Here is a 1,572-nt window from a genome sequence, read left to right on the forward strand (position 1 = left end):
GGTATCGGCGCCTGTCGCTCGGAATCAACGACTGACAAACGCTGGACGGAATTGCAGTCCTGATCGCACAGGCGACGGACGCAAAAGCCGTCGTCCATCCATTCCCGCCCAAAGACTGAGGACGGGCTATTTGTGCGGCGAGGTTTCGCCTTTCATAGCTCCTTGCTGGCATTCAGGCGTTCGCCGTTGCATGTTTGTCCCTATGGAGACGCGCGAAGACTTCCTGCTTAAGCTAGCGACGGTTTTGGATGACGTCGGGTCGAACCAGAAATTGATAATTCGGGACCGTTACATCGAGCGTGCGTTTGGCGGCACGCGTGCCATCGCGATTGCAGAGGCGGAGGTCTTTGCCCGGGCGCACGGCTGCACTTTTCGCTACAACCGCATCAAGCGCCAAGGAGAGTTCACCCGTGCTTATCCGGCAGGCGGCAGGGCGTGAGGTGGCTCGTCGAGAGCGCGGGCTACTGCTGGTCGTTGGGTGCGGAAAAGCAAGTCCGGCGGCCGGTTCACGCTGGCGGGCCAGAACTTCAAGTAAGCATCCAGACGGAGAAAACGACACAGAGGCAGCTTGCACCTATGAATGCGAGACCCAAAAAGAAGCGCTCGGCAAGGTCCATTTCCATGGCGTTCCCCTCCGGCTGCCCGCGATAAGTAACATTCAATTGTGATCCGAGGTTCCCGCGTTATCGCGTGGAACTTGTGTTCACTAGGGCACAGACCACGGAACTGCCCGCGCGTTAGGCTGCAAGAACTCAAACCCAACGGTTAGGACCCGTAAGATCGAGGTGTGTCATGCAGCGACGCCGTCGTTTTAAACAAACTGTGTCCCTCGAAGAACGTCTTGCCCAAGAAGCCGTACGCTTAAGAGAGCTAGCCAAGAAGCTCCCTGCCGGCTTCGAGCGAGAAGCTCTCCTCCGCAAGGCCAGACAGGCCGAGACCGGCTCGCACTTGAGCGAGTGGTTGAGATCACCCGGACTGCAGCCGCCAGAATAGGAACACGCGAACATTTCTTCTATGCTCTCCCTCGAATGAGGGCGGCTTATGACCCGGTACTACTTCGACATCCGGGACGACACTGGTTTGTACCCGGACGAGGAAGGTCTGGAATTCGACACTCAGCAAGAGGCCGAGGTCGAAGCCGCTAGGTCGCTTGCGAACTTGGCAAAGGACTTTGCCACCATACGGCAGGACGTTTCCGTGGAAGTGAGGACAGAAGTTGAGCGGGTGTTTCAAGCCGCATTCATTTTCGACAGAAGTAGGACGAAGCAGTAAGGACGGTTCCTATTTGCGAGTCAGCAGATCTTCCCCGGGCGGCATCAGCTTCACGTAGGTGCCGCTTTCATGCTTCGATAACCAGCCGCGCTCGATGGCGTATCTGAGCCCGGCGCCGAACTCGCTCCCGCTGCCCTTCAGCTCGATCATGAACTGCCCGTTGATCCGCTCGATGTAGATGCGGCCGTCCTGCACGGCCGCGACGCTGGCCGCGAGCTCGACGAGCTTGCGCGCGGCCGCATCCGGGTCTGCATAGGGTCGTTCTGCGGTGTGCTTCATCGTCGTGTCCCATTGGCCGCC

General features: G+C 58.8%; 4 protein-coding genes. 3 read left to right on the forward strand and 1 reads right to left on the reverse strand.

What is annotated here, in order from left to right:
• The first annotated feature begins 190 nt into the window (after positions 1-190).
• From AC0L3X_RS47030 to AC0L3X_RS47040, 3 genes are all read left to right on the forward strand, one after another.
• Positions 191-439, forward strand: a complete 249-nt coding sequence (locus AC0L3X_RS47030; protein WP_014494430.1) for a hypothetical protein — start codon at positions 191-193, stop codon at positions 437-439.
• Between the two features lie 353 nt (positions 440-792).
• Positions 793-993, forward strand: coding sequence for a hypothetical protein (locus AC0L3X_RS47035; RefSeq protein WP_231141863.1), 201 nt, complete (start codon positions 793-795; stop codon positions 991-993).
• Between the two features lie 48 nt (positions 994-1,041).
• On the forward strand, positions 1,042-1,272 hold the full coding sequence (locus AC0L3X_RS47040) for a DUF6894 family protein (protein ID WP_014494432.1): 231 nt from the start codon (positions 1,042-1,044) through the stop codon (positions 1,270-1,272).
• A 9-nt stretch (positions 1,273-1,281) separates the two neighbouring features.
• Here AC0L3X_RS47040 and AC0L3X_RS47045 read toward each other — a convergent pair.
• Positions 1,282-1,572, reverse strand: a 291-nt coding sequence (locus AC0L3X_RS47045; protein ID WP_354219105.1) for a hypothetical protein, incomplete at its 5' end; no start/stop codon positions are given.

The sequence above is a fragment of the Bradyrhizobium sp. MI1.7 genome (genome assembly GCF_055811795.1).